The organism is Desulforamulus ruminis DSM 2154 (assembly GCF_000215085.1).
In the GTDB taxonomy this organism is placed as follows: domain Bacteria; phylum Bacillota; class Desulfotomaculia; order Desulfotomaculales; family Desulfotomaculaceae; genus Desulfotomaculum; species Desulfotomaculum ruminis.
The window spans coordinates 1,520,660-1,542,449 of the sequence record NC_015589.1 but is presented as its reverse complement, the minus strand read 5'-3'; the positions used below and the strand labels follow the sequence as shown (position 1 = coordinate 1,542,449).

Below are 21,790 nucleotides of genomic sequence, written 5' to 3'. Positions count from 1 at the left end.
AAATATAAGCTAGCATGTAATTTTAAATGTCTTATTTTAAAATTAATGCAATTAAGATGCCTGAACCAAAAAAAGAAAGTCGCTGCTGGAGTGATCCTCCACAGCGACCGGGCTTCTAATACGCATCCTAAGCGTATACACAGTTTTATCTATCCTGACTATACGGGATGATAAAAAAGTGGCGGATAAAATTATAAAAGGGCTGTCCCTACGCCAGTAAAAACCGTACAGGTTTCATCTTTTATTCATATCTTAAGGCTTCCAGAGGACTTAAATCAGCCGCTTTCCAGGCAGGATAGAATCCAAAAAACACACCGGTGACTACGGAAAAGGTTAGTCCTAACAAAACTCCGCTTAGGGACGAAAGGGCCGCCAGTTCAAAGTGAGCCAATACAGGCAGGGTCAGGAACCCAGCCATTACACCGATCACTCCGCCTGCCAGACTAATCATCACCGCCTCAATGAGGAACTGATTTAATACTTCCTGTTTTTTCGCTCCAATGGCTTTCAGGGTCCCAATTTCCTTGGTTCTTTCCTTTACGGTTACAAACATAACATTCATAATGCCAATTCCGCTTACAATCAACACCACCACGGCCACAGCCAGCAAAAGCAGCGACATGGTTTTGGCCGATTCCTGTGCCGAAGCCAATCTGCTTCCTGCATCCATAATGCGAAATTGATCGGCTCCTCCGGCCCGGTGGTTTTCATTCAAGGTGGCGGTAATATCCTCGATGGCCAACTGAACTGTATCCAAATCGGTGGCCAGCACCGTAATAGTAGGGTTGGCTCTGGTGCCCAATAAATATTTTTCTCCCACGGAATAGGGCACAAAGGCCGTATCATCATAGCTCATGCCCGAGCCGGAATCTCCGATGCGATTGTAGATGCCCACAACTTCAAACTTCCTCTGATTGATACGAAGGCTTTGACCCAGGATTTCAGAAGGATTGCCGTCTGTAAGCGTATCCGCCAGTCCCGCACCGATAACCGCACACTTATTTTCTTGGTTTTCATCTTCTTCATCCAGGGCTCTGCCCTGCTGCACAATTAAATTATTATTTCCCTGGAACTCCGGTTGAATGGCCGTATAACTGGCGTTGGTTGAAAAGTTATTATAGTTAATATCTCCGCTGCCGCTTAAAACCGGAAAGGCCTGGGCAATATTTTCACTTTCTAAAAACAATTGAGCGTCTTTTTTGGTTAACGGGTCCGCCACTTTTCCCCGCATGGCCGGCATAACCATGATGGTACCTACATTTAGCTTAGAGTACTGTTCGTTAACCTGAGCTTCTCCACCCTTCCCGATGGCAATGACCAAAAAAATGGTGGCGGTACCCACAATCACTCCCAGGGTAGTCAGAAAGGTACGAACCTTATTCTGGGTAATATTAATTAAAATGAGCTTTAGTAATTGTTTCAGCTTCAAGATTTTCACCTGCTTTTTTCGTAAACAACCCGATCATTTAACTGAAGACCCTCTATAATTTCTACATTGACACCATCGGTAAACCCGGTCTTTATCTGCCTTTCAGCCCTTTCCCCCTGGTCCTCAAGCACGGTAACCACTTGTTTGCCGTTTACCATTTTAACGGCTTGATAAGGCAGGATGAAAGCATTCTTCACTTCTTTGAGAACAAAGGAAACGGCACAAGTCATGCCATCCTTTAATTCGGATTGGGCATCCTTAATACGGATTTCTACTTCATAATTAACCAGGCCGCTGGAATCTTCGCTGGGCAGAGCATTAATCTTGCTTACTTCCCCGCTAAATTTCCGGTCCGGCAGGGCTTCTGCCGTAATATAGACTTTTTGTCCCACTTTAATTTGACCAATATCATACTCAATAACTTGAGTCAGGGCGTTGATCTTATTTTCTTCATGAATGGTGGCAAAGTCATCCTCATCCGTAAGACTTTCCCCTGCTTTATTGGCCAGGTCTAAGACAATGCCCGAAACCGGTGCATATAAAATGGTATCCTCCAAATCTTCTTTGGCCATTTTCGCTTCCAATTCATTCTGGCTTAAACCCTGAGACTTTAGCAGTTCGTACTTTTGCAGCAGGTTTTGGTATTCCGTTTCTTTACTGTCCAGTTCCTTTTTCTTCATTTTTAACTCATTGGCTGAAAAGGCATCGGTAATGGCTTCCATCTCCTGATACTGGTCTCTTAGCTCTTCCAGCTCGGCCTCCGTCTGCTTAAGCCCCAGTTCACTGTCCAGAAGGCTGGTTACCTCCTCTTCTTCCGCTTCCTGCAGCTTTACCAAAGCCAACTGATATTGATCCTGATAATCCCGGTCGTCTAACTTGGCAATAATCTGGCCTTTTTCCACTTCATCGCCTTGCGCCACAAGGATTTCAGCAATGGTCCCTTTTACATCAAATCTTAAATTCACTTTAGAAAAATTAATCGTTCCATCGGAATCTAACCCCACAATAATATCGTCCTTTTGAACCTTAACCTCTTCGTACTGAACTTCCGAGCTTTTATCATTTCCCTGCTTTTGGAGCCACCAAGCCGATCCACCGGCCAATATCAGCACGGATAGCAACGCCAGCCCAAGACCTTTTTTACTGTTTAGCCGGGTTAAGCGCTTGCGCCCCCAGTCTCTAATGACTTTCATGGATCCTCCCGTCCCGTATGGTTACGACTTTTTTTACCTGCTCGGCCACTTCAATATCGTGGGTAATGAGAACAATGGTATTTCCCTGCCGGTTAAGCTCCTTGAAAATTTCCATCGCATCTTCGCTTGACTTGCTGTCCAGATTTCCAGTGGGCTCATCTGCCAGCAGCAATTGGGGATTGCCAACAATGGCCCTGGCTATGGCTACCCTTTGCTGCTGTCCTCCGGATAGTTCATTGGGCCGGTGCTGAAGCCTCTCCCCTAGACCTAAAATCGTTAATTTTTCCCTGGCCAATTCCCTTGCTTCCTCCTCTTCCACCCCTCGGTAGAGCAAAGGAAGCATTACATTTTGCACTGCCGTTAATCTGGGTAACAAATTAAATTTTTGAAAGATAAAACCTATTTTTTTATTGCGAATCTCTGCCAATTCATTATCCGAGGCCTTGAGCACGTCTAAACCGTCTATGTAATACTGCCCGGAGGTAGGGACATCCAAGCAGCCTAAAATGTTCATTAAAGTGGATTTGCCGGAGCCCGAAGGTCCTAAAATGGCTATGAAATCGCTATTATTCACCCGGATATTGATATTGTCCAGGACTTTGAGTTCCTCAATGCCGTTCTGATAAACTTTAACCAAATTACAGCCGTCAATAATACAATTTAAGTTATTTTCCATGTTACATCCCCGGAGGAGGCCCGCCCATATCCGGAGGGTTCCCTGTTCCTTGTCCTGTTTTTTCTTGATTTTGCCCGGTACTTTTGGCCTTATTGCTATTGGTTACTTGAACAAAGGAAATGGCACCGTCTGTTTTCCATATTCTTAAAATAGCATCCGCTGTAATCTTGGTGAGTTCAATCTCACCGGCTTCATTCCTGCCGCTTTGCATGGCCACCATAGGAACTCCTACCGGGATAAGAAAAGTCTCGGTCTCCTCGCTAAAAGTGACTTCACCACCCAGGGTCCCGGTTCTTTCACCCTTATGCTCCTGATTCTGTGTTTCTGTTTGATCGGCCGGTTTGTCTGTTTCTCCATTCTGGGCAGCTTGAGCAATATATACCGTCACCTCATTGCCAATAATCTCTTTAACCTTGCCGATTAAAGCCGGTTCTCCCTGCGGCAGAGTCACTTTTTCACTTTCTGCCATACCCGGTGACGCCTTTTGCCCTTCCTCCGCATCACTGCTCTGACAACCCGCCGTAATGGCTGCAATGAAAACAAGGAGTAACATCCATAAAAGTTTATTACGCTTCATCCTTTCACCCCATCGATTTCCTGATTTTTCATCATCATAACTCCTTTGGCTGAAGGGTCCCTTAAGGCTAACTGAATGTTAATTGAATAATGGCTGAAGGTATGCTGAAAGATTCCGGGCAATAGAAAAGGGCATTTATACAAGGATAAACCCTGCATAAATGCCCCACGAAAGGGACCCTATGGAGAAACTCCCGGGTCATTTAGGAAGCCAGATATGAAAGGAACTGCCTTCCCCTTCCCGGCTTTCAACGCCAATGGTTCCTCCGTGAGCATCCACGATGGATTTGGTGATGGATAATCCTAAACCGGCTCCACCATATCTGCGGGTCCGGGAGGAATCGATACGGTAAAAACGGTCAAAAATCCGGGAGAGATGGTTTTTACTAATTCCCGGCCCGTTATCCTGAATGGATAACTGTACGCCGTTGTTCTTTGGCAACAGCGAAATTACAATACAGCCCGTTTCCGGATCGGTGTACTGCACGGCATTATGAAACAAATTTAAGATCACTTGTTTCATTTTGTCCGTATCATACTTACATTTCATGTTTGGTTCGATTTGTAAATCAAGCTTACGGTTGCCGGCTAGAATACGAAGCTGCGGTTCCATTTCCCGGATAACCGCGTCCAGCAATCCTTCTGTAAGATGAATATAAGGTGCGCGGTCCAGTTTGGCCTGGAAAAGAAGATCCCGCACCAGTTTGTTGAGGCGCTCCGACTCACTGTGCATGCTTTTTAAAGCTTTATTGAGCTGATCCGGCTGATTAACCGCACCCCGAAGCAACACCTCCAAAAAACCGTGAATGGAGGTTAAGGGGGTGCGGAGCTCGTGAGAAGCATCCGCGATAAAACGGCGCATTTGTTCCTTGGTTTCCCGTTCCGCTTTAAAAGAAGCTTCCAGCCGCTCCAGCATTCCATTAAAGGATTCCGCCAAACGATCCATCTCCGTTTGTCCTTGTTGGGTTGGAAAACGCCTGGCTAAATTGCCGGCGTCAATTTGTTCGGCAGTATCCACCATGTTAAATAAGGGAACCAGGGTTTTTTTTAGGGTTGGTAAAAAGCAAAACAAACCAACCAGCATGGCGATAAGGGCCAGCACGAAAAAAGTGAGCATCTGACGAATCAACAGTTCCTTAAGGGGACTGGTCATGGTGGTAATTTGAACGATGCCAAGAGGCTGCCCGCGGTCAAAGACCGGATGCAGCACCACCAATTGTTCCTCTCCTCCGGATGCCTCTATGATTTTATAGTTTAGGCCCGTTCTCTTATTTAATGAGTCCTGATATTCTTGGTCCTCCAACCGTGGCGGTTCCACAAGGTAGTGCCAGTTTGACAATAAGTGATAGTTCCCCTGCACGTCGATCAGAGCTAAACTTAACTCCGGGAAAAAAAGATTCGGCGGGAGCCCTCGGCCATTTTCCTGACCCATGCCGAATTGCCGCCAAGACGCAGGAGAAACGGACATAATCTGACTCTTAAGGCTTTCAGCCTTATTTCTATAAATCACATCCTTCATAAATACATATTGAAACAGGCCAATGAGCACCAGCAGAACCGCAAGGATTAGCAGTGACTGGAATAACAGTTGAATACGGAGTGAGTTGGGAGCCAAAAGAGACTTTAGCCCGGTCCCGACCTCCCGCTTCATGACACGTCAACCCGGTATCCCGAACCGCGCAAGGTTCGTATTAACTGGTGATCTTTGTCGTTCAATTTATCCCGCAGGGAACGAATGTATACTTCAACAATATTTTCTTCTCCGGCAAAATCATAGCCCCATACTTTATCCAGGATCATGGTTTTACTTAAAACCAGTCCGTGATTAAGAACTAAAAATTTTAACAACTCATACTCTGTGGGGGACAGTTCCAAAACCCGGTTTTCCATGCGGATTTCTTTGCGGCGATCATCAATTTGAAAGGGCCCGATCACCACTTCTCCAAATAAGTTAGGAAATTGATTACGGACCCGGGCATAGATCCTGGCCAGGAGTTCCTCAAAACTAAAGGGCTTTATTACATAATCATCGGCTCCCAGGGTAAGGCCTTTCACCCGGTCATCCACTTCATCCTTGGCCGTCAACATGATAATAGCCACATTCTCTATTTTCTTTAACATTCGGCACACTTCAAAACCATTCATTCCCGGCATCATAACATCCAATATAACCACATGAGGCTGGAATTGTCTCATCAGAGTAATGGCCGTCATGCCGTCTTGAGCCGTCTGTACTTCAAATCCTTCATTTTGCAGACCGAGCTCTAAAAATTGCAGGATATTGGGTTCGTCATCCACCAATAATATCTTAATTCCCTTTAATTGCTGCATCCACAACCGATCCCTTCATGGTATCATTCTCTTCTATTATCCAGCCCATAGCTGAAAGTAAACTGAAAAAATACTGAAAGTTTATTAAATATCCTTCCATTATTTATATTTCAAAGCAAAGGACCGTTCTTAAAGGGATGCGGCAGATACCAAAGCAGCCATGGCTTCCCTGCATAAGATTGTCTGTAAATCCTTTCGGAGCAGAGTACGGGCTGTACCTGCTCCGAAGATGCTTTAACTTAATTGGTTGCCGTACTGCCGGGAGCGGCCTCCGGCTTGTCGCCATTATCCTTCATGGGCGGCTTCTGTTGGGGCTCAGGCATCTTTTGGCGGAATTGCTCCATGGTCATGCCCTGATCCGTTATAATTTGATCTAATTTTTTGCCTGATTCGAATGCTGATTTCAGTTCGTCAGCGGTTATTCCAAGAGCGCTGGCAGCATTGGTAAGAAAAGTTGTATCCTGGGTCAGGTCATGATCCGGACCACCCTTTGGCGGCTCTCCCGGCTTCTCAGTATCATCGGGCTGTTTGGGGTCAGCCTGATTAGTATCGCCGACATTTTGCTGCTGATTCTGCTCCTTTGAAGTGTCACCGGTGGAATTTGAGTTGCCGCATCCGGCAATGAAAGTGGTAATGATAACTCCAATACCAATCAATAATAAAATCTTCTTGGCAACCCGCTTCACAGCAACCACTCCTTTTGCATCCTTAGCCAAAATATTTCCAACACCTTTCAATTGGTAAATTTAACCTCTGTTTTTTATCTTAAATAAAAAAGTTGAAAAGATCCTGAACTGCTCCTGAGTGTTTCCTTAATATCTTTTAAATTCTTTAAGGCAAAAACCTGAAGAAAAGAAAACAGCATACATAGATAAAATTCCTATGAATGCTGTTTTTATAAACAAAAGTAAATTAAATTTTAATAAACCTGGGTAACGGGTAACTCCATGATAAAACTGGCGCCGGTCTCAGAATTTTCAGCGGTAATTTTTCCGTGGTGTTTTTCAATAATATTCCGGCTGATGGCCAGACCCAGTCCGTAATTCCCCTTTTTGCCTTTATAAAATCTCTCAAATATATAAGGAAGCTCATCCGGTTCAAAGCCCGGACCGTCATCGAAAATGGTGATCTTTACTTTATTATTTTCCATCCTCTCCAGGACCACCCTAACCGTCCGGTTCGCATGGCGTATACAGTTGCTGATAACATTTGTAATGGCCCGGGAAAGTTTTTCTTCATCCCCAAGGATTTCAATGCTTTCATGAAAGGGATGGATTATAATTTGTTTGTTATTTTTGCCGGCGATCCCATTCATGCGTTCAATACAACCCTCCATTAATTCATTTAAATTTAAATTCTTAAAGTAATCTTCTTCCTCTATGGTATCCAGGCGTGATAAATATAGCAGATCTTCTACCAGATAAGTCATCCGTTTGGCCTCATCAATAATAATATCCACCGCAGTGCCGCTATCCACAACATCATATTTTACACCCTCGGCATAACTTTGAATGGCCATCAGCGGTGTTCTGAATTCATGAGATGCGTTTTCCAAAAAAGTCCTCTGGGCGTTATCGTATATTGCAAGTTTTTCAGACATGATATTAATATTGCTCACAAGATCTTGCAGCTCATCTTCTACAGGCATGGGAATTTTTTGGCCGAAATTTCTTTCGGCCATGGCTCGAATGGGCTGGCTAAGAGATAAAATAACCCCGTAGATTTTCTTTGACACCAGGGAGGAAAACAGCAAAATGATAAACGCTGAAAAAATAAGAATGGTAAAAAGAATCATATTGATGGTCAACTGCAATTGATTCACCTTTTGCAGACTGGAATAAATAATAATCCAGCCTAATCCAAAGGAATTTTTTTGAGATACGGGCTTAACAATGGCGATGTATTCCGTATTAGCTAAATGAAAATTCAGGTAAGATTCATCCTTTAAACTTTTTGCTTTCAGCTCGTCGGTAATTTGCTGCAAGACTTCATCGGATGGTGTGAAGAAGTCTTCCGGAAAGGGGGTTATGCGGTTTTTGTCGCTATCTAATAAAATATAATCTGCGTTTAAAACACTCAAGGGCTCTCTTAAGGAACGGTCCAACATAAAATAGAATCGAAAAAGATCTTTATCCTTTTGATCGGTTTGTGCTAGTGGAGGAGGTGGGGGCGGCATCTCGCCGGGCTCCGGGAAAAAATCCGGTCCCTGCCGCAGTGCGGTATCTTCCGTGCGGGAGGCAATTTTACTCAATTGTCCAAGAACCTCTTTTTCCATGTACTTACGAACAGCAATGTTAAAGATGATGGTGGTCAATGCAACTAATAGAATCATTAACAGAAGATTATATTTAAAAATTTTCCATTTAATGGTATTTCTCTGCACGACATCATTCCTTATCTTGTATTCTGAAACCCACTCCCCACACCGTATCGATCTTTAAAAGGGAGCCTGCCTCAAATAGTTTTTTGCGAATTCTTTTTATCATATCATCCGTTGCCCGGGTCTCCACTACATTCTCAAACCCCCAAACCTTGTCTAAAAGCTCGGCGCGGCTAACCACCCTGTTTCGATGGACAGCTAGATAATAAAGCAATGAAAATTCCATTCCTGTAAGTCCAAGGCTTTTACCCTCTAATTCCGCCTGTTTGGTATCGGGGTTGATGGTAACATCCGAAATCCTGATTCCCGGATGGCTGCCAAGGTGATTTTTATCCAATTCAATCCTTCTAAAAATACTCTTTACCCGGGCCATCAGTTCCATGGGGCTGATGGGTTTGGTTAGATAGTCATCACTTCCCAGGTTAAGCCCGGCTATTTTATCCGCTTCAGTATCTTTAGCCGATATAATGATGATGGGTACACTGCTTTTTTGACGAATCAACGAACAAATAGCGTATCCATCCATTTTAGGCATCATGATATCGATTATCAGCATGTCCGCGGTTCTCCTATTGAAGGCTTCATAAATAGAACGTCCATCCTGAAAAGTTTCCACATCATATCCCTCTTTCATTAGAAAGGACTTAATAATGTTGCATATATTCATTTCATCATCTGCAATATAGATCAATTTTCTCCCCATGGATTTTTCACCCCCAGAGCTATTCTATCATTTTTAAAAAACCATTTTATTAGGAAATTTTCTTGCCTTAATTTTGCCACATTTTAGTACCATTTTCTTCAGCCATCCAGAAATAATGAAGTGTTATTGACCTGCCCCCAGGTTTTGTACCACAGGGGATGTTAGTCACGAAATTTGTTCACAGGTTTTTTTAGCCAGATCTGTAGCATATTCTACTGGTGTTTTGTTGCTCAGTCCGCTATGTGGACGAACTGTATTGTATTCATGACGCCACTCTTCAATAATTCGACGAGCCTCACTTACGCCTCTGAACCAGTGTTCATTAAGGCATTCATCTCGGAGTTTTCCATTAAAGCTTTCTACATGGCTATTTTGCATTGGTTTACCGGGGTCTATAAACAGTTGGATAACCCTATGTTCATAAGCCCATTGATTCAAGGTCAGTCCTGCAAATTCAGGTCCGTTATCAGAGAGGATTTCTTTGGGATAACCTCTGTAAATAGCAATTCTATCTAGTACTCTTGTCACACGCCGTCCTGTTATTGAAGTATCCACTTCGCTGGCCAGACACTCTCGAGTTGCTTCATCAATCACTACAAAAACTCTAAATCGCTGCCCAGTTGCTGTTGAGTCACTAACAAAATCCATAGACCACCTTACATTCGGTTGAGGCGTAACTGTGGGGGGGCGGCCCCTTCCAGAGAGAACACGTTTTCTTTTGCGGCGACGGACAGCGAGTCCAGCAAGCCGGTATAGCCTATATACTTTCTTGTGGTTAACTTTCTGTCCTTCACGCTGAAGTAAGGCATGGATTCGTCTATATCCAAAGCGACGCCACTTAAAGGCAAGTTCAGATATTCTCGTTTTCAATGCCTCGTTCTCTTCTGAAGTAGAAGGAACATATCTATGACTGGAGCGTCCGATACCAACAAGCCTGCACGCTCTGCGTTCACTCATACCAAAAGTATCTTGGAGTTCTTTAACAAGCTTTCGCTTGCGAGCAGGCTTTACTTGTTTTTTTCAATAACCCACTTTAGAGCCTGGTTGTCGAGGGTTAGTTCACCTACGAGTAGCTTAAGTCTGCGGTTTTCCTCTTCCAACTGCTTAAGTTTCTTCGCATCACTTGCTTCCATTCCGCCGTATTTAGATTTCCAGCGATAAAAGGTTTGTTCGCTAATGCCATGTTGCCGAAGAATGTCAGCTACCGGCATCCCATTCTCATGGGAGTTAAGTATTCCAATGATCTGCTCTTCGGTGAAACGTTTTCTCATAACTGTCCCCTCCTGACTTAGTTATACTACATCAGGACTAACATTTCCTTTGGACCAGTTTTCGGGGAGCAGGTCATTATTGCAGTACAGGGTGAGTCTAAGAAAGCAAATTGAATACAAATCCACACTGGGAATTCAAATGATGAACCCAAAAAATCCTCTTTGGATTCTGTTTTTTTGCCACAGGTTTGCCACAGGTTGACTATATCTTTAAAAGTGGATTCGCCCGATAATAGGAGTGATTATAAAACTTCTTTTGTCTTTTAAAAATCACCATTCAATGGAGGTGGAACCTTATAGAAAAAATTCTAAATCATTGTCCAAAGGCCCAAAATTCTTAAAAACCATTTATCTTGCAGAAATTAAAGGAGTGTGAGATTTATATGAGTATTTCAGCCGTCTCATCTTCGTCAAGCAACGCTTACTCCAGTGTAAACAATGATAGTGAATTAACAAGGCTGAAAAAACAAAAGATTGATCTGGAGAAGGAACTGCAAACCGTCCAGCAAAGCGAAGAGGATGAAGAAACCAAAGAAGAAAAGATTAAACTGCTGCAGATGCAAATCCAACAAATTGAAGCGCAGATGCAAAACATAAGCAACAACAGAAATACCGGCAGTTCTCAGGAAACCGGTGACAAAAAAGGTCCTGAACAGTTCCTCACGGATGCAGCCAAGGTTTTGGGCCTTTCTTCCGACGAACTGAAAACCCAATTGCAATCCGGCGGTGACTTACAATCCATTATAGAAGAACAAAACATGACGGTGGAAGAGTTCCAGCAGGAGATGTCCGAACTCCGGCAAACCAACGATTCTCAAAATCCACCCCCGCCTCCGCCGCCGGAGAAAGCCTCTGAACAATTCTATACCGATGCAGCAGAGGTTTTAGGTCTCTCTTCCGACGAACTGAAAACCCAACTGCAATCCGGCAAGAATTTTCGTTCAATTATCGAAGAGCAGGATTTAACACTGGAAGATTTTCAAAAGGAGATGACCTCACTATTTAACAGCCGTCACTCCGCGGATGTGGATCAAGTGGGAAATATTTTTGATAAGACCGTTTAATGATTCTCTTTTTTACGGATTTTAGCTAAGAATAACCCTCATTTCTGCATAGAAATAGATAAGAGGTATGGGTTTAACCCATACCTCTTATAAAGCTCATTGAAGCACTTTTGTGGCCAATCCGTCTCTGTTAAGATTTAGACTCTGTATTGTTTTCAGCCTTTTCTTCCTTGTCCTCCCCTGTTTTATTCATCTCCGTTTTGAAATCACGCAAGGACTCTCCCAGGGACTTTCCTAAGCCTTTCATTTTTCCAGGTCCAAAAATAATCAGGACAACAATTAAAATTAGAATCAGGTGGGAAGGTTGAAACATACCATACATAGGAATACCTCCTTTGCTCCCGTTGTTACTTAAGCAATAACAAGAACTCATTTATATTAAGACATAACTTTCCTCGGAAAGTTATGCCCGGAAGCCGGAAATAAATTTTTGCCTACATTCCCAACTGCAGAAATAGTGTTCTTGGTCATTGCGAACCACAATATAGGCTTTAGCCCTTGGTATAGCACGGTTACAAATCTCATCCTGTACCATTTCTATGGCTTCTTCCATTACTTCTTCTTGAGGTTCAGCAGCAGCCTCTAAATTATTTTTAGCCCGGGCCTCCGCAGCCGCCTTGGATAACGAAAAGAAACGAAATACACTTCTTACAACCATATAAAGGATTAGTATGTTTATTATACCAACTACATTTTCCATTAATGATAACCTCCAGTCAAATCCTCTAATTTTATTTTAGCAAAATTCTAGTCTGGTTTCATATTATTCAGCACATTAAGAAAAATTTTTTTAATAAAAACCATCTCTTCTTCGGTTACATTTTTAAACCTTTCCAGCATTAAGTCAATTCTTCTGGCTTCCACGTCGGTTAAAAGTTCTTTGCCGGAAGGAGTAAGTTTCAGCCATACAACCCGTCTGTCTTTTTCACTTCTTCCTCTTTCAATCCAGCCATTTTTATAGAGCCGTTCCAGCATATTGGTGGCGGCGGCAGGAGAAACCTCCAGTATCTGGGCTATATCCGCCGCTTTACATTCCGCCTTATGACAAATTAATTTTAACAGCATAAACTGAGCGGGTGTAATATTCTCGTGCAGCAATTCTTTGAATTGGCAGTTTTCTTCCTTCACTACTTTTTGAAATAAACCATCCAATTCTATCATGATTTGTCTTTTATTCAACATAATTTTTCTCCAAAATATTAGCTAAGTTAATTATAAATTTGGTTAACTTTTTTGTCAATTAATTATCAAACAATTAAGCAATTTGTAATCTACGATAATTAAAATAAACCACCACCTGCAAATAATCAGATGGTGATTCCATTATAATGGTTGGATTGCGTAACAAAAGTAAAGAAAAATAGAACGCGGATTTTACAGATTTCCGCGGATTCTTACAGATTTTAATAAAAAAATTAAAATCCGTAAGAATCTGTATCATCCGTTCAATCCGTGTTGTCAAGTCTCCTTGGGAATAATTCCGTAACCGGCCTCGGTTCTGGCAGAAGGAATCGGTAATCCGATTTTGTCGTAAGATGCTGTCAAGTAGGACTAAGAATTAATGCCATTCGCAGATAATCCAACTAATCATGCGGCTATATGGTTGCGGAGACAACACTACAGTTTGCTTATTTTCTTCATCAGCACATAGCCGCAACCTCTTGCTTACCTGCTTAATCTGTTTTGACTGGCTTGGAAGTCATTATCTGTGAGGAGCGGTGTCAAGACGTTATCATATGTAGTAAAGCGCACCTTCAAATGTTAGTTTTTTTCTCCAACATTTGGGGTGCACTTCACTGGGCGGGTGCTTTTTATTGATTATGACTTCCGCACAGGCCTGATATACTTCCAAAACCGTTCCGGATTATGATACATGTAAATGATTCTGCCGGGGGAAGTATCAAAGCAGTAACCGGTGCCTGCAAAATCAAAAGTTGCCATTGCCTTTTCCATCTTTTCCTCCACACTGCGATTTTCCTGCTCATAATCGAATGGCCCATGTTCAAAAACAATATACTCGCCTTCGGGAACATCAATCATAAGCATTTGTGGTGGTACTTCGCCTTTATAATCAAAAGGAAGACGTACACCATAACACTCTGTACGTGGAATACCCCAATCGCAGAGTCTGCCGTCCGGGTCATTAATGTACGCCATAATCTGACCGCTGCCGCTGTTCGATTCGCTCCCACCATCGTCATCCAATTTGCCCTTGATACTATCGAGTAAGCCGCAAATTGTTTCGCAGTCCTGTCCCGGAATAAGGCTTTGCTTTTGCCAAAAATCCCAATACCCATTACTCTCATAGTTTTTAATATGCAAAAATTTGTGTGCGGGAATGGTTACAAAATAAATTTTAACATCATCTGTAGATTTCATCATGCCAATCTCTCCAAATCCGAAAAAGTAGCGGTCGAAAGGGTTTATTTTTGTACGAAGGGCGACAGGCATAGGCTTTTTTCGGTATTCACTTGGAGTTACACCGTATGTTCCCTTGAAAGCTCTGGTAAAAGCTTCATGTGATGAAAAACCATAATCAAAAGCAATATCTAAAATGCTTTTTTCACTATCCCGAACCTCTTTTAGTGCAAAGGCTAACTTTCTATGCCGCAGATAATCCCTAAATTGCATACCCGATATTTCCTTAAATTTTCTCGTAGTATGAAATTCGGAATAACCTAACTTGCGAGAAAGAAATCGTAGCGTTATTGCTTCACCGTTACGATTTTTAATACACTCGTCAATTTCATCAACGATTATTTGGATTTGCTTGTGCCACTCGTACATTCGTCTGTTCACCTCGTTTCAACCACTCTATAGTCATTATAGAGTAATGGAAATTGCATTGCTTGATTTTACTTGCGGAAAAGAGAGGATATATTTTATTCCTTAACTCGCCTAATATAAATTTTCAACGCTTACACAACATCAAATATTAAGCGCAGATAAGGAAACTACTCTACCTTGGATAATATCAACGTTATCATTCAATGACAATTCAAACGTTTTGGTCCTAACCAAACACCAGCCCCACCTTATCGTAATATCTTAAGATTCTAAGCGTTACTCCCGCAAGCTGGGCAACCTTCTGAATGGTGTGTTCCATGCACTCACCCCTTTCACAGCCCATGATAAGCCATTCCCTTACGTCAGGGTCAAGGGTTTTGGCAATTTTTTAATCATTCCCTGGTGTTCTTTTAAGGAAAAAGAGAAAGTCCTTTTCGGCTTTCTCTTTTTTAATCTACCCTATGAAGCAATACTTATTTGTACTTTGACTTTTTGCCGGTTTTTATAGGACTAGAAAACCTGAATTAAACCGGGATTGTCTCCGGTAACGCACCGGCCTCCTTGGGGCGTAACGAAAAAGGTATTCTCAATGCCCACCATCCCAATCCCTGCAAAGCCTTTCTTGGGTTCCAGAGCAAAGGCCATGCCTTCCTGTAACGGCTCTGAAAATCCCTGGGCAATTACGGGTAATTCATCAATCAACAAACCAATGCCATGGCCTAAAAATTTAACTTTACGCTGGCCAAAGCCCATGAAATTATTAAGAAAATCCGGCTCAATATCCTTCATGACGGTGTTATAAATCGCCGCAGGAACAGCACCGGGTTTCAGCATTTCGGCGATTTTATTTTGAATGTCCACGCACTGGTGATGGGCTGAAATCACTTCTGGCGGCAGGGATTTACCAAACACATAGGTCATGGTTTTGTCTGTGTGATAACCCTCTACCCCGCATCCTATATCCACAAAGACCAAATCTCCCTTTTTTAGAGTCCGCTGGCGGCTGCCCAGCAACGGTACTGCGGGACCCAGCCCGTAACTGCCTCCGGGGCCGTTAAAATAGGTTGGATAAATGGAACTTTCACCAAAGCCAATTTGTCCCAATACCATCTCCGTATCAAACATGCCAAAACGGGTTACCCCATGGTGTCCCTCTTGGATCATGACGGAAAACAGTTGGGAGGCCAGTTCCGCCTCACTCATGCCTTCCCGAAGCATTTTGGGCACAAGATGCTCCAGCACCCGCTGATGAATTTTACCGGCTTCCTCCATTCTGGACAATTCATAGGCACTTTTTACCGCCCTGAGGGCTGCTATTTGTCCATCCACTGAACGAGCTTCCGAAAAGGGAAAATACTTTTTAAACCGCTGATACAAGGCCAGCGGTACCACTTCCATCTCCAGGTGTACCACAGAGGGAAACTTTTTCAGGGAGGCCGCAGCCTCACGAAAACTGTCCATGGGGCGTATAAAGGGAAATAATGATTCATCCACTGCCCGCTCATAACTGCGGCGTACCCAAAATACCGCTTCATCCTCCCGGGGGATCAGCAGCATGCCCTCCTGCATGGTGCCGGTAAAATAATATAAATTGATTTTGCTAAAAATAACCGCCATTTGCCAATCAGGGGTTGAGGTTTCCATTTTTGTTCTAAAGCGGTTCATTCTCCCTTTTAATTCGTTGAAAGGAACCTGAGTTTTCATACTTGTATAAAATCCTCCGCATCCTTGATGTTTTTTGCATCTCCTATATTTTTCTGATAAGCCACCCCCCACCGGTGGATGGCCATAATAATAGGCTCTATGGACCTGCCCAGGACGGTTAACTCATACTCAACCCGGGGTGGAACTTCGGGAAATACCGTTCGGGTTAAAATATTGTCCTTTTCCAGTTCCCTGAGCTGCAGAGTCAGCATCCGGTGTGTAATGTCCGGCATCATTCTTTTTAGCTTATTAAATCTTTTTTTCTCGTCCAGCAAATGATAAATAATCATTGCTTTCCATTTTCCGCCGATGACTTTTAAGGTTGTCTCAACCGGGCATGGACCCTCCGTACATTCTCTTGGCTGTTTTTCCATACCGCCACCTCGATATAAAAAGTATACTTATGTATGGTATCTTATATTATATCTCTTTAAAGTGCGTACTCCAATATTATTCCATTGTATTATATACTAATTTCACTGACATAAAGACGATTTCAAAGGACTAAGAGTAAATAAAAAGAATTAATGGAGGTCATAAAATGAAAGTTATTGCCTTTAACGGAAGTCCCAGAAAAAACGGCAACACCTATGGAAGTTTAAAAATTGTACTTCGTCAGCTTGAACAGGAAGGCATGGATACGGAGATGATTCAACTGGGGGGCAAAAAACTGTCGGGCTGTATTGCCTGCGGCCGCTGTTCAAAGAATCAGGATCAGCGTTGCGCCATAACCGATGACGATATGAATATTTTTATAGCCAAGATGATTGAAGCGGATGGAATTCTTATCGGCTCTCCGGTTTATTTCGGCAATGTCTCAACAGAGGTTAAAGCCTTGATTGACCGTTCAGGCTATGTTTCCGTTGCCAACGGGGGCCTGTTTAAGCGAAAGGCCGGCGCTGCGGTGGTAGCGGCCAGAAGAGCCGGTACAAACTTTACTTATGCGGCCATCAACTTCTTTTTTGGTATTAATCAAATGATTGTACCTAACTCAAATTATTGGAACATGACTCTTTCCAGAGATATCGGGGATCTTGAAAAAGATGAGGAAGGCAAAAGAACCTTTGAAGTTTTAGGCCAAAATATGGCCTGGTTATTGAAAAAAACCGGCGTATAGCGGTTCTTTCCGGGAGGAAGCATGATTGCTCTGCTTCCTCCTTATACTTTAAAATCGCGCCCGGGTGATTAGCTGCAAATTCCTTTAAATGCTGACCGCCAGTCTCGCGCCTTCCGCAATGGCTTCCAAGGCCTTTCTGGCCTTCACGGCATCTCCGATGACAAAGACCTGGGGCACCAGTCCCTTTATTTTTTCCTCCAAAGGATTATAGGCTTTGACTCCCATGGCCAGAACAATGGAATCAAAACCCTCTAGTTTATGCTCCTGATGGTCCTTTTCATACAGGATGCCATCCTCCAGAAATGATTTTACCTTTATATCCGTCAGCAAAGTAACCCCATAGTTTTTTAACCTTTCAAACAAAAAATATTTGGTTGAAGGATTTTCGCCTGCGGCAATTTGCGGCAGCATGTCCACCAGGGTCACCTTATGCTGGCGTTCTCCCAGGAAATCGGCGGTTTCCACCCCCACTAATCCCCCGCCGATAATCAGTACTTTTTCCCCCGGATACACTTTCCCTTCCAGGACGTCCACCGCCTGAACAATCCGGGGACCGTCAATCCCTTCAATTTTAGGCACTACAGGTTGGCTGCCGGTGGCGATAATAGCCACATCGGGCTTTTCTTTGGCCACCATTTCTGCGGTCACTTCCGTGCCAAACCGGTACTCTACCCCAAACTTTTTTCCCATCTGTACAAAATATTTAATAGCCCTGGCAATGTCATGTTTAAAAGGCGGAATGGCACCGGTACGGTATTGCCCTCCGGGAGAGGCCTGTTTCTCAAATACCGTGACTTTATGCCCCCTTTGGGCGGCAATCCAGGCAGCCTCCAGTCCGCCGGGACCCGCTCCGATAATCATGATCTTTTTAGGCGCTTGGGTTTTTTCAATTTTCAGCGTACCTTCCTTGCCGGTGAAAGGGTTTACCAGGCAGGAAATTCCGGTATCCTCTGCATCCACTCTCTCCCCCTGGCATCTCTGCATACAGGCAATACAGGGAGATATTTCGTCGATCAGGCCTGCGGCAACTTTATTGGGAAATTCCGGATCGGCAATGGACTGCCTGCCCAGGGAAATCAAATCTGCTTTTCCGGTTCTTATAATATCTTCAGCCAGATAAGGGTCGTTAATTCTTCCCACGGCCAGTACAGGAATATCCACCGACTTTTTAATTTCTGCCGCCGCGTTTACATTATATCCCGGCGCCACCGAGGCAGGAGCCACAATCCAGGGCATGCTGGCGTAAACACCGGTGGAAACATGAATGGCGTCCGCGCCGGCTTCCTCGAGAATGCGCGCGGCAGCTCTTGATTCTTCAATGGTACGGCCACCCGGAACCCGTTCTTCGCCGCTCATTCTAAAAATCACCGGGAAGTCATTTCCTGTCTTGGTCTTAACATTTTCTATAATTTTTACGGCAAAGTTCATTCTTCCATGGAGACTGCCCCCAAATTCATCCATTCTCCGATTGGAGTAAGAAGACATAAATTGGGTAACCAAATAGCCATGTCCCGCGTGAATTTCAACAGCGTCATAGCCGGCCCTTTTAGCGCGCAGCGCAGCGTCACCGAACTTTTCTATGAGCTGGTATACCTCCTCGGTGGTTAATTCCCTGGGGACTTCCTTTCCCACCGGACAGGGGAGTGGAGAAGGAGCCACCGGTTGAACTCCGGTTAGCTGTTGGCTTGTCTGCCTTCCTGCGTGATGAATCTGCAGGGCGATCTTCGCGCCATGTTTATGAACTTCCTCGGCCAGTTTTTTAAATCCGGGAATAAAATCATCCTTCCATATTCCCAGTTGATCCGGAACAGCCTTCCCCGGAGGATCTACAAACACAAATTCTGTAATCAGCAGTCCAAACCCGCCCTTGGCCCTGGCTACCCAGTAGTCAATCAATCTCTGCGATACGGTGCCGTCCGGGTTTCCTAGGCCGCTCCCCATGGCCGGCACTACTAACCGGTTTTTAACTTCCATGGTGCCAATTTTTATTGGTAAAAATAATGAAGAAAAATTCATGCTCAATTCCTCCCAACTATTATTCCATATTATAAAGTATTATGGTCCGGAGGCGGGAAAAGTATTTAAATTGCCGTCAGCGCTAGGCACGCCCATTATAATAAGCAACAGCACTGGTACTGTCTGAGGCCGCCACCCTTAATCTTGCAAATTTCATGGGTACGGTAACGGTCGTAATGTTATTACTGGATGCCGAAACACTTTGCCAGTTGAATTATCCACATAATAATTGTTATTATCTGCCGGCGCCACTTGAAGCGTAACCGTGATGCTGGAAGAACCGTTGTTTCTTATAAAATAACTGTTTTCTCTATATTGACCGATGTTTCAACAAATAGGTCGTTCCGGAAGGTACGGTGATGCTTATGGTATCTTCTAAAGCCTTGGGATTTCGGATATTTAGATCGGAGGCTGTAACCGTTATAACACCCAGGGGAGAAAAATGATACTCTGATTCGTGCATACTTCATTAGTTCGCTGGGGGTAAATATTGTTGAGCCACCGGCTAACAGGTTGAAACTGCTGCCATCGTTTACATCGCAGTTTTCATCACCAATGGGCGCAATTTACAGGGCTATGGTTAAAGCTACCTTCTAATATTTCTAACTAAATAATTATTGATTTTATAGTTACTAATATCCTTTGTAGGGAAGTTTCGACTTAGATTTCTGATATCCAAATCAGTACTGGTGATGACAAGATGCCCCTTGTTGAATTTAAGTCTCTGCCCTGGTCATCCTTATTTGGGGTTATAAATTGTCTTAGTGCCGGATGTTATGAATATCTTTTATGCTGTCCATGCCCCTTGAGATATAAAGTTTCCCCTCGGTATTAATGGCCGCATAAAATACATTCTTTTCATGATACAAATTGGATTTATGGAGTTGCTCCATCAGCCATTGCTTGCTTAAATGAAGATTTTGCAAATTCTGTTCATAGATCTCTCCTTCCACAATAAGAGGAATGGATAACCCTTTGTAATCCGTATTAATTTTCAGTTCCTTTGCGGTAAGGGGCTGATACTGGGATTTTTTAAGCACGCTCAGTTGTCCGGTAGATTCAATAATGGCAAACTCCACCTCACTTACGTCAAAGACATCCTTTTCCCTTAACATGGTCAGCACCGTGTCCATGCTATACTTCAACTTGCGCAGGCTAGACTTGACAAACTGCCCGTTTTCAATTACCACAACCGGCTCAAAGGTAAGCAGCTTGCCGATGGTTCTGTTTTTTATAATTAGAACGCCATAGAGATATTGCATCAGCATGATCAGGAGCATGGCATAGATAATGGGCCAATGGGCAATATCCGGTTCAGAAATGTCCGCCCCCACAACAGAGCCTAAAGTAATAATAACCAGAAAATCAAAAATAGGAATTTCCCCCATATGCCTGCGTCCGGTGATCAATGCACCACTAAAAACAAAAGCATAATAAAAATTACACGATAAGTTATGATTACATAAGTATCCAATTCCCCGTCTCCTTTCCTCTAAAATATTGTATCCCCCGGCAGAGCTTTTATTAAAATCCATAATAAATAGGGATACCCACTGGGCTATTGGCAAAAAGAAGAAGCAAGAGGAACATCCCCTTGCTTCTTCTTTGCTCTTTAAAACGACGAACATGCGAGCATTTTTTATTGATTGTTTTCCCGGATGAAGGTACCCTCCTTAATTTCTTTAAAAGCCTGCTGCAGCTCTTCCTGGGTGTTCATAACAATTGGCCCGCCCCAAGCGATGGACTCCTTCAGCGGCTTTCCGGCAAACACAAGGAAACGAAGCTCTTTGTCCGCCGACTGGGCAAAGATTTCTTCCCCCTCGGTAAAGAGCACCGCACTCTTACCCGGAATCATTTGACGGCCTTCAGCATCAAAAGCCCCTTCTCCTTCCAGGATATAAATAAACAACGTCCAATCCTTTTCCGTTGCCATCCGCCAGGAGGCTCCCGCCTGAACGGCAACATCCAAAAACAAGGTCTTCACGTAATCTCCCTGGATTGCTCCGGAGGTTTTTTGATAGTGACCGGAAATGACCCCCACGGTAGCGTTTTCTTCTTGAATTTTCGGTATCTTGGCTGCGGAAAGGTCGCGATACTGGGGTACTGTCATTTTATCCTGCCGGGGCAGGTTCAGCCAGAGTTGAACCCCCAGCATTCTTTCGGCAGCCTGGGGCATTTCCTGATGGAGAATGCCGCTGCCCGCCGTCATCCACTGACACTCTCCGTCCAAAATATTTCCTTTATTGCCCAAACTGTCGCCGTGCTCAATCTTTCCACGAATCAAATAGGTCACCGTTTCAATGCCCCTGTGCGGGTGCCAGGGAAAACCTTTGATATAATCTGCAGGGTCATGGGAATCAAAAGCATCCAGCATTAAAAAAGGATCAAAATCATAAACATCGTCACGCCCGATCACCCGCACCAATTTCACCCCTGCGCCGTCATACTGGATTTGGCCGGTCAAAACCTTACGTATTTCTCTTATAGCCATGCTGATTACTCCTTTCTTCCCTGCAAATATTGACTTAAACTTCTAAATTATT

The 21,790-nt window shown here is 43.6% G+C and carries 23 protein-coding genes; 2 read left to right on the top strand and 21 right to left on the bottom strand.

Going from position 1 to position 21,790, the window contains the following annotated elements; translation table 11 throughout:
* Positions 1–241: 241 nt before the first annotated feature.
* From DESRU_RS07705 to DESRU_RS07660, 10 genes are all read right to left on the bottom strand, one after another.
* Complete coding sequence (locus tag DESRU_RS07705) at positions 242–1,438, bottom strand: ABC transporter permease (protein ID WP_238446389.1); 1,197 nt, start codon at positions 1,436–1,438, stop codon at positions 242–244.
* On the bottom strand, positions 1,435–2,622 hold the full coding sequence (locus tag DESRU_RS07700; protein ID WP_013841546.1) for an efflux RND transporter periplasmic adaptor subunit: 1,188 nt from the start codon (positions 2,620–2,622) through the stop codon (positions 1,435–1,437). Before DESRU_RS07700 ends, DESRU_RS07705 begins: the two co-directional genes overlap by 4 nt.
* Positions 2,609–3,298 (bottom strand): ABC transporter ATP-binding protein, encoded by a 690-nt coding sequence (locus DESRU_RS07695; protein ID WP_013841545.1) that lies wholly within the window; start codon positions 3,296–3,298, stop codon positions 2,609–2,611. Before DESRU_RS07695 ends, DESRU_RS07700 begins: the two co-directional genes overlap by 14 nt.
* 1 nt (position 3,299) lies before the next feature.
* Positions 3,300–3,875, bottom strand: a complete 576-nt coding sequence (locus tag DESRU_RS07690; protein WP_013841544.1) for a hypothetical protein — start codon at positions 3,873–3,875, stop codon at positions 3,300–3,302.
* 198 nt (positions 3,876–4,073) lie between these two features.
* A complete protein-coding gene (locus tag DESRU_RS07685; protein ID WP_013841543.1) occupies positions 4,074–5,525 on the bottom strand; it encodes a sensor histidine kinase in 1,452 nt (483 codons plus the stop codon).
* Positions 5,522–6,205, bottom strand: a complete 684-nt coding sequence (locus DESRU_RS07680; RefSeq protein ID WP_013841542.1) for a response regulator transcription factor — start codon at positions 6,203–6,205, stop codon at positions 5,522–5,524. The genes DESRU_RS07685 and DESRU_RS07680 overlap by 4 nt, the downstream gene beginning before the upstream one ends.
* Positions 6,206–6,444: 239 nt before the next feature.
* Positions 6,445–6,921: a SurA N-terminal domain-containing protein gene (locus DESRU_RS07675; RefSeq protein ID WP_238446388.1), complete on the bottom strand. Its 477-nt coding sequence runs from the start codon at positions 6,919–6,921 to the stop codon at positions 6,445–6,447.
* Positions 6,922–7,124: 203 nt separating this feature from the next.
* Complete coding sequence (locus DESRU_RS07670; RefSeq protein WP_238446387.1) at positions 7,125–8,537, bottom strand: sensor histidine kinase; 1,413 nt, start codon at positions 8,535–8,537, stop codon at positions 7,125–7,127.
* Positions 8,538–8,592: 55 nt separating this feature from the next.
* Positions 8,593–9,252, bottom strand: a complete 660-nt coding sequence (locus tag DESRU_RS07665; RefSeq protein ID WP_476580510.1) for a response regulator transcription factor — start codon at positions 9,250–9,252, stop codon at positions 8,593–8,595.
* Positions 9,253–9,453: 201 nt separating this feature from the next.
* A protein-coding gene (locus tag DESRU_RS07660; RefSeq protein ID WP_143758753.1) for an IS3 family transposase occupies positions 9,454–10,559 on the bottom strand; the annotation gives its coding sequence in 2 pieces (ribosomal slippage) (positions 9,454–10,310 and positions 10,310–10,559; 1,107 coding nt in all).
* A 383-nt stretch (positions 10,560–10,942) separates the two neighbouring features.
* Between DESRU_RS07660 and DESRU_RS19845 the strand changes: the two genes are divergently transcribed.
* Positions 10,943–11,623, top strand: coding sequence for a FlxA-like family protein (locus DESRU_RS19845; protein ID WP_013841538.1), 681 nt, complete (start codon positions 10,943–10,945; stop codon positions 11,621–11,623).
* Positions 11,624–11,753: 130 nt separating this feature from the next.
* Here DESRU_RS19845 and tatA read toward each other — a convergent pair whose 3' ends face one another.
* From tatA to DESRU_RS07620, 7 genes are all read right to left on the bottom strand, one after another.
* Positions 11,754–11,945, bottom strand: coding sequence for a twin-arginine translocase TatA/TatE family subunit (gene tatA / locus DESRU_RS07645; protein ID WP_013841537.1), 192 nt, complete (start codon positions 11,943–11,945; stop codon positions 11,754–11,756).
* Positions 11,946–12,026: 81 nt separating this feature from the next.
* A complete protein-coding gene (locus DESRU_RS07640) occupies positions 12,027–12,323 on the bottom strand; it encodes a TRASH domain-containing protein (RefSeq protein WP_013841536.1) in 297 nt (98 codons plus the stop codon).
* Between the two features lie 47 nt (positions 12,324–12,370).
* Positions 12,371–12,805 carry a MarR family transcriptional regulator gene (locus DESRU_RS07635; RefSeq protein WP_013841535.1) on the bottom strand — a complete coding sequence of 145 codons (435 nt, stop codon included), beginning with the start codon at positions 12,803–12,805 and terminating at the stop codon, positions 12,371–12,373.
* A gap of 636 nt (positions 12,806–13,441) precedes the next feature.
* A complete protein-coding gene (locus DESRU_RS07630) occupies positions 13,442–14,410 on the bottom strand; it encodes a helix-turn-helix transcriptional regulator (protein ID WP_013841534.1) in 969 nt (322 codons plus the stop codon).
* 226 nt (positions 14,411–14,636) lie between these two features.
* Entirely contained in the window at positions 14,637–14,729 is a 93-nt protein-coding gene (locus DESRU_RS20530; RefSeq protein WP_207635966.1) for a MerR family DNA-binding transcriptional regulator, read from the bottom strand.
* Positions 14,730–14,920: 191 nt separating this feature from the next.
* Positions 14,921–16,114 (bottom strand): M24 family metallopeptidase, encoded by a 1,194-nt coding sequence (locus tag DESRU_RS07625; RefSeq protein ID WP_013841532.1) that lies wholly within the window; start codon positions 16,112–16,114, stop codon positions 14,921–14,923.
* Positions 16,111–16,488, bottom strand: coding sequence for a winged helix-turn-helix transcriptional regulator (locus DESRU_RS07620; protein ID WP_013841531.1), 378 nt, complete (start codon positions 16,486–16,488; stop codon positions 16,111–16,113). The genes DESRU_RS07625 and DESRU_RS07620 overlap by 4 nt, the downstream gene beginning before the upstream one ends.
* 167 nt (positions 16,489–16,655) lie before the next feature.
* Here DESRU_RS07620 and DESRU_RS07615 point away from each other — a divergent pair, with 167 nt between their 5' ends.
* Complete coding sequence (locus DESRU_RS07615; protein WP_013841530.1) at positions 16,656–17,231, top strand: flavodoxin family protein; 576 nt, start codon at positions 16,656–16,658, stop codon at positions 17,229–17,231.
* Positions 17,232–17,315: 84 nt separating this feature from the next.
* Here the strand turns inward: DESRU_RS07615 and DESRU_RS07610 are convergent, their stop codons facing one another.
* From DESRU_RS07610 to DESRU_RS07600, 4 genes are all read right to left on the bottom strand, one after another.
* Positions 17,316–19,247: an NAD(P)/FAD-dependent oxidoreductase gene (locus tag DESRU_RS07610; RefSeq protein WP_013841529.1), complete on the bottom strand. Its 1,932-nt coding sequence runs from the start codon at positions 19,245–19,247 to the stop codon at positions 17,316–17,318.
* Between the two features lie 153 nt (positions 19,248–19,400).
* Positions 19,401–19,571, bottom strand: a complete 171-nt coding sequence (locus DESRU_RS21745) for a DUF6385 domain-containing protein (protein ID WP_419763406.1) — start codon at positions 19,569–19,571, stop codon at positions 19,401–19,403.
* 437 nt (positions 19,572–20,008) lie between these two features.
* Positions 20,009–20,782 (bottom strand): YetF domain-containing protein, encoded by a 774-nt coding sequence (locus tag DESRU_RS07605; RefSeq protein WP_238446386.1) that lies wholly within the window; start codon positions 20,780–20,782, stop codon positions 20,009–20,011.
* A gap of 104 nt (positions 20,783–20,886) precedes the next feature.
* Complete coding sequence (locus DESRU_RS07600) at positions 20,887–21,738, bottom strand: pirin family protein (protein ID WP_013841528.1); 852 nt, start codon at positions 21,736–21,738, stop codon at positions 20,887–20,889.
* Positions 21,739–21,790: the final 52 nt, after the last annotated feature.